Source organism: Borreliella yangtzensis (assembly GCF_014201775.1).
Taxonomy (GTDB): Bacteria; Spirochaetota; Spirochaetia; order Borreliales; family Borreliaceae; genus Borreliella; species Borreliella yangtzensis.
This window is the reverse complement of sequence record NZ_JACHFG010000017.1, coordinates 1-6,402: the sequence shown is the minus strand read 5'-3', so window position 1 is coordinate 6,402 and position 6,402 is coordinate 1. Positions and strand designations below refer to the sequence as shown.

Sequence of the window (6,402 nt, the reverse complement as noted above, 5' to 3'; positions counted from 1 at the left end):
GGTTAAAATGTTGATTTTTATTAGTATAGATGTTTTCACCCTACCCTAAAAGATTAACCTAGAAAATCAAAACCTATCCTTATAAATATCAACATTTTAACCTTAAAACTCAAAACTTTAAATTATAATCTTTAAAAGATTCAAAATATTAACTTAGAAATTCCAAAATTTTACTAAAAATTTTTTGTACAAAAGCACATAATGTTTTTATGGCTTTATTCAAGTTTTTTTCAAAAAAGAACTCTGCTAAACAAAAAAATCTTTATAACATAAATCCAGACGAATTCATTATGATTAGTGAGCATCTTATGAATACTTCTAGCACTACTCACCAATTGCTTGGAATTATTATGGCTTCTGGAATTCCACTGCCCCCATTTAAAAAATTTGAATATCAAAACTCCTTACAATTTCAAATTTGACATACTTTCTTATACTTTAAACAACGGTTTACAAAAAAACATATTCTCTAACAGACTCTAACAAAATTTCTAGATGTATTGAAAATCTAGACAAGAATAGATTAGTATCTATCAATACATGTAAAATTAATTATGCAGCAACAAATATATTTGATTTTAGTATTACTACTAAGAAGATCAAAATTATTTACTCTTTAATTGTAAAATCAAAAGAAACTCTCTACACGAAATCAAATATAACTTTAAATCACAAAACTTTTTATTGGTTAAAAAACCTTGTATATTAAATCTAAACCAAAAACTCAATTACATTAAGTCATTTGCACCTCTAAGGCTAAATCGAAACAATCTAAATTACTACCTAAACAACTATACTAAAGCCAATCTCGCTATTGCAAATTTGATTTCGAATTTTTTTCTGGAAATGAGCCCTGCAAAAATGTGTATAATCTAAAATTATACATTAATGCTAACCCAAGAAAATTAGAAATTTACAAAAATACTAGTAAATTACAAAAGCTAATTTTTTCTAAAATCTTTTTTCTTAATTAATTATGGACAAAAATTTTTAGTAATTATTATTTGAAAAGCCTAGTAATTAGCAACATAACAAGGGGGCCTATAATAGTTATAGCAATATACACTAATATTATTGAAATATGTTTCATACTTGAGTGTATAATTTCACACAAGCTAACTTTTAATAATCACTGAGTATTAGTTACTAAATATAGACACAAATGCCGAGCTTTCATCTTCTCTTTACCAAATAATATTTAATATATGTTCTTTATGGAAAATAACCCTTAATAAATTTAAGCACGACAAGGATCATATTCATTTATTACTAGAATTTACCTCCAATATTCAACCTTCTAAATTAATCAATAATCTAAAAACAGTATCTTCAAGGCTTATAAGAAAATAATATTCTACCTTATTTAGATAAATATTATTGGAAACCTTATTTTTGGTCTGGAAGTTATTGTCTTATTTCTACTGGAGGAGTTTCTATTGATATAATCAAAAAATATATTCAAAATAAATCCATTTAGTAACAAATTTATCTCCCCCTAAATTTCATAGAAAATTATGGGGGGGAAAATTCTTTCTTATTTTTTGTTAAACAAATTCTTTAAGAAATTTTTTATAACTTTCCTCATTATATGGAACAATAATTTCTTTGTTGATTATTTTGTCAAAAAGATTATCAATTTCTTTTTCAAGTTCAATAGGAATTATCTTGGGATTTCTTACAAACCCTACAACTCCTTCTTTAAGACCATAATTTATTAATTTTCCACCTTCAAAAGTATTAGTTTCTAAATAGTTAGCTGTAAAAAGACTCAAAGCTCTACCAACATCCTTGATTGCAGATGTAATTACATTATCAGGAGCAAGATATGATTGATCATCATCAACGCCAATAACGTAATATCCAGAACCAAGTTCTTTCGCAACCTCAATAGCTCCAATTCCTGCAAGACTTGCAGCATGATGAATAATATCTATCTCATTAGAATACATTTTAGTTGCAATACTCCTACCAGCTTTAATGTCGGAGAAACTACCAATGTACTGAGAAGATATATTGATATCTTTATTGGCATACTTAGCACCAGCTTCATATCCATACCTAAAAGCATCTACTATCTCCCCCTTTATTCCCCCTAAAAATCCAATTTTACCCGTTTTAGAAATTTTTGCAGCAATATAGCCTGTCAAAAACGAACCTTCTTGTGACCTAAAAGTCATGCCTACTAAATTCTCGGGAATAGTCTCATTAGAATAAACAGCATCAATAATTGCATATTTTGTCTCAGAATTTTGCAAAGAAACAGTCTTAGCCACATCGCTAAATCTATAACCAATAAGCCAAATTAAATTTGAACCAGCATCTTTAAGACCTTCAAGATCAGATAAATAAGAACTTGCTGAAGATTCTTTTAAAACAAATTCAACAGCAAATTTTTCTTTAATTTTTTTTACGCCACTTAAAGCACTCTCATTAAAAGATTTATCATCAAAAGTTCCATCGACTATTACAGATATCTTGGGAATTCCACTCTCAAAACCACCCTTACCACCACAAGATAAAAAAACAATACATTCAAATAATATCAATAATAATAATTTATTCATACACTATTTATCCTTTTAAAATAAAGTTATAGTTAATATCTTATAACTTTTACTTAATTTTAACTAGTATTTCTTCAAGTTCACTAATACTTAATAAATTCTAATTATTTAAATATCTCAATATATACAATAAAAAATATTCTTAAAATAAAAAGAATCGATTCTTCAAGAATACTATCTAAAATAGCTTAGTAATTTCTTTGCCCTATATTATAAATAAAAATTAATCTAAATAATATCAAAATAGATTTTGTAAAAATCTTAAAATACTGTAAAACTTCTTGTAATGAAAATATTATTAGTATTAAAACAGGTAGCTTTCTCTTAGGCTGCTATGAGGCACAACGATTGGAACCTTTCATACCTAGCATCCAATTCTCATATCCTTTTATTAAAGACAAAATATAATCTTCTCCTTTTTTTTTATCCTTTAGCCTTAAAGTCATTAAGTAAAACTCTAAAATCTTCTTTGGTTAGTGAATAAAGGCTAATTACAACAAAATTATTTTTATTTTTTATTTTCTTTTTCTTTTAAAAAAAATTTATCTTTGATATCTAATTCAAGTATCTTGCTGATTTTCACCGTACTAAAGCCAAAATGTTCTAAGTAAAGTAAATTGGAGAAATTTAAAGGATCGTTTTTGGCTAATTAGCGGAAGTATTTTTGCAATATTAAAATATAATAGGTTAGCTAAAATATCTGCTTCTGGGGGCTGAAGCATTGGACATTGACATAAACATGGTTTTTGGCCACGTATATTAACAAATCTTCTGATCAAAAAATCAAATGTTAATGAATTAAAAATATATATAATAAATAATTTTTTATAAATAGATATTGACGTTTTCTCATAATTTACATGCAGTAAACTTACGCAATAACAATTTTTAGGAGATAAAGGGCTAATCATAATTCCTTAATCTGTATTTCTTGCAATATCTCTATATAGTATTATTTCGGTTTGATGTTGATTATCTTTAGATAATATTTTTGATAAATCTTCTTTTTTATCACAATAATTTAGAATTTTCTTTTGAAAATTTATCTTTAAAAGATTTTGAATCAAATTGATGAACATTGGCTCCAGAATAAAGAAATATAAAATTTCCATTATCATATTCTTTATACAATGCTTTTTATAAATTGTTAAATTCACTCCTAATCCAAAATCAATATATTCTTCACTAAGCGCACTAAATAAACTTAACATTTTATTGATTAAACTAAATTTTTCATTATCTTTAAATTCGACAATTTATTCTTGAATGAGGGATAGTTTTTTAACTTGGTCTATGTACCTTTATAAACATTATTTCTCATCTTTTAATTTAAATCTTAGGCTATTTCTTTAATAATATTATCGCTACTCTAAATCATGAATTTTGCTTTAAAATTTGTTGTGGGAGCTTTAGTATTGCTTACTTGAAATATTGAAAATTTAAAAAAATCCACATCTTGAAATCTTTTCTTATTTTTAAATTAGTAAATGTAATTAAGCCTATAGCTATTATAAATATGTTTTTTAGTGTTCTAGAACTAAATTCGCTCCAAAGACCTATAAGGAGTTAGATAAGTTAAATTACCACCTGGTTTTATTAATTTTAAATTAAATATAACAAAGTATCCAAAAAGATTTGGATCACCGCCACTAGAAAAATCTTTAAAATCATTTTTATAAAAAATTTAAATTATAGATTATGTCACATTGATAATATGACATCTCGCAGATTGTCTGTTTCTGTAACTTTTTCCCCCATTTGATTGCTCAATGTATCTATATGAGATGTACGCTTGGTGATATCTGTTTTTATAGAATTCCTATCACTTTGATAATCTAATAAAAGTTGTTTTAATTCTTCTGAGACTACTTCAATTATAGATAATACCTTTTCAAGTGATTGTTTAAGCTTTTCTAAATCTGAAATATCTAGTTCATCTAGAGTATCTTTTTTGGAATATAAGTGATCAATAACTTTATGGAAATTATTTCCAAGATAGGACAAGGGGTTAAAGATATTTGGTATACGATTTATCGGTTCTAGAATGCTTGAGAATTCTTTTAAGTCTTTAGTATCAATATCTAAAATGGTATAAACATTTTTTCTATAGTTTCTAGATCCTTTAGAATTGTCGGATATAAGTCCTGGAGCACCAGAACTCCATCGCATTGCTCTGAAGGCCAACCCATATCTGTCTTCGGGTTCTTTTTCCACCATTTTCATACACTTTTCTTTACGTACATTAGCTACTTCCATTAAATTGTTTAAATCATTAAGTAGTTTATTTTTTATTTTTTTATTTGGGTCTTCTTCTTCCTTCTTAATAAAGTCCATTTCTGCGTTGGGTTTTAATGCCTTTTTATTAGATATACGCTTAATATTTTTTTTATTAAAGCCAAAATCTTCTGGGGTGCAAGCTAAAATTAGAAAAAAGAATATATTTATAATAATAAAATATTTCATAAATATTCTCCTTGAATGTCGTTCAATCTTTAGTATAATTGAATAATTAATCATTTTCAATATTGAATACTTTATTAAATAAATTAATTTTTAAATAATCATAATAACATTTTTATTATCAAAAATTTTATAGAATTTTGAACTATTTTAATAATCTATTTTAGATATCATATAAATTTCTTAAAAATTTAAAAAAAATTATTATTTTAATTTATGAAAATTAAATCTTTAAAAGAAGATATTTATAAATAAAGCGCATCTGTCATTCTTAATTTTTTTTCAATTTCACAATGAACAAAAATAAGTATAAATGATAAAAATAACTATATGAGCAACCTTATTTTACTTCAAAAAGCAAAAATCAAAGGATTTTTAGAAAAAGAATTAATGCTAGGCGATGATCCTAATACCCGGACTTCATAATTTGTACTTAGGCAATAAAATCAAAATAGCTTTTATATTTTTATTATTATCAATGTTTTCTTTTTACTTGCTGCATTATTGCAAAAAACTAACAAAACTAATTAATAACCCGTCTTGTTAGTTTTTACATGGAGATTGCGTTTTTATAGATTAAAATCCATAAATAGAAAATATATAAAACAACAAAAATTAATATTTTTTAACAAAAAATTAAGGATACACCCTACAGTACTATAAAATATAAAGTCAAAAATATATAAATGCAATATTAAGACTATCAATGAGACTATATTTCCAGACTATCAATGATTCTTTATATTTGCTTAGCAGACTAAACCATTTACAAATACTACCCTTAGTGAACTACTATTTTTAAATCAAAGATTATAGAAATAGTAGTTCACTTTAAAAATAGTAGTTAAATTTTTTAGTCAACTCTTTTTTTGATATAATGAAAAAATATTTTATGAATTTTCAACATAAAATTAATAAGGGGAGATTTTAAAAACTAATTAAAGCAAAAAAAATTTTATGAAAAAAGGCATAAGTATTTAAAATATATTTTTTTATATCATTTTTTTATTCTTGTTTTTTAGTGCCAAAGTCTTTGAAAAACATCGCAACTGAAATTTCGGAATTCAGGCTAATCGAAGAGGGTAACGAAAAAGATATTAAAGAAAATAATAACAATATTTCTTTTAGATAAATATATATTTATCCTATATTTAAGGATTAAAATTATTTACTTCTATTATCTTTTTGAATATTTAGATATCAAAGTGAACTGCTATTTCTAAATCAAAGATTATAGAAATAGCTTCTTGTTTCATCCCATGATAGCTTTTTAGGTTCTAAACGAACGGTCATCCACTAGAGCATGGTCCACAAGCTTTACTTCAGGCAGTTCCTGCCTTAGTTTTTATTTCATTACAATAATAAGCTTTAAGATTTA

General features: G+C 25.1%; 6 protein-coding genes. 3 read left to right on the top strand and 3 right to left on the bottom strand.

Annotated features, from left to right (window positions below; all coding sequences use genetic code 11):
- Nucleotides 1-209: 209 nt before the first annotated feature.
- The 3 genes from HNP68_RS07300 (at nt 210) to HNP68_RS07775 (ending at nt 1,477) form a co-directional block, all read left to right on the top strand.
- Nucleotides 210-422, top strand: a complete 213-nt coding sequence (locus tag HNP68_RS07300; protein ID WP_235684955.1) for a hypothetical protein — start codon at nt 210-212, stop codon at nt 420-422.
- A 730-nt stretch (nt 423-1,152) separates the two neighbouring features.
- Nucleotides 1,153-1,350, top strand: coding sequence for a transposase (locus HNP68_RS07780; protein ID WP_183221383.1), 198 nt, complete (start codon nt 1,153-1,155; stop codon nt 1,348-1,350).
- Nucleotide 1,351: 1 nt separating this feature from the next.
- Nucleotides 1,352-1,477 carry a transposase gene (locus HNP68_RS07775; protein ID WP_183221381.1) on the top strand — a complete coding sequence of 42 codons (126 nt, stop codon included), beginning with the start codon at nt 1,352-1,354 and terminating at the stop codon, nt 1,475-1,477.
- A 67-nt stretch (nt 1,478-1,544) separates the two neighbouring features.
- Here HNP68_RS07775 and bmpA read toward each other — a convergent pair whose 3' ends face one another.
- The 3 genes from bmpA to HNP68_RS05830 all read right to left on the bottom strand — a co-directional run bounded on the left by bmpA (nt 1,545) and on the right by HNP68_RS05830 (nt 5,027).
- Complete coding sequence (gene bmpA / locus HNP68_RS05840; protein WP_183221379.1) at nt 1,545-2,564, bottom strand: nucleoside ABC transporter substrate-binding protein BmpA; 1,020 nt, start codon at nt 2,562-2,564, stop codon at nt 1,545-1,547.
- A gap of 917 nt (nt 2,565-3,481) precedes the next feature.
- Entirely contained in the window at nt 3,482-3,631 is a 150-nt protein-coding gene (locus HNP68_RS07770) for a hypothetical protein (protein WP_183221377.1), read from the bottom strand.
- A gap of 634 nt (nt 3,632-4,265) precedes the next feature.
- Nucleotides 4,266-5,027, bottom strand: coding sequence for a virulence associated lipoprotein (locus tag HNP68_RS05830; RefSeq protein WP_183221375.1), 762 nt, complete (start codon nt 5,025-5,027; stop codon nt 4,266-4,268).
- Nucleotides 5,028-6,402: the final 1,375 nt, after the last annotated feature.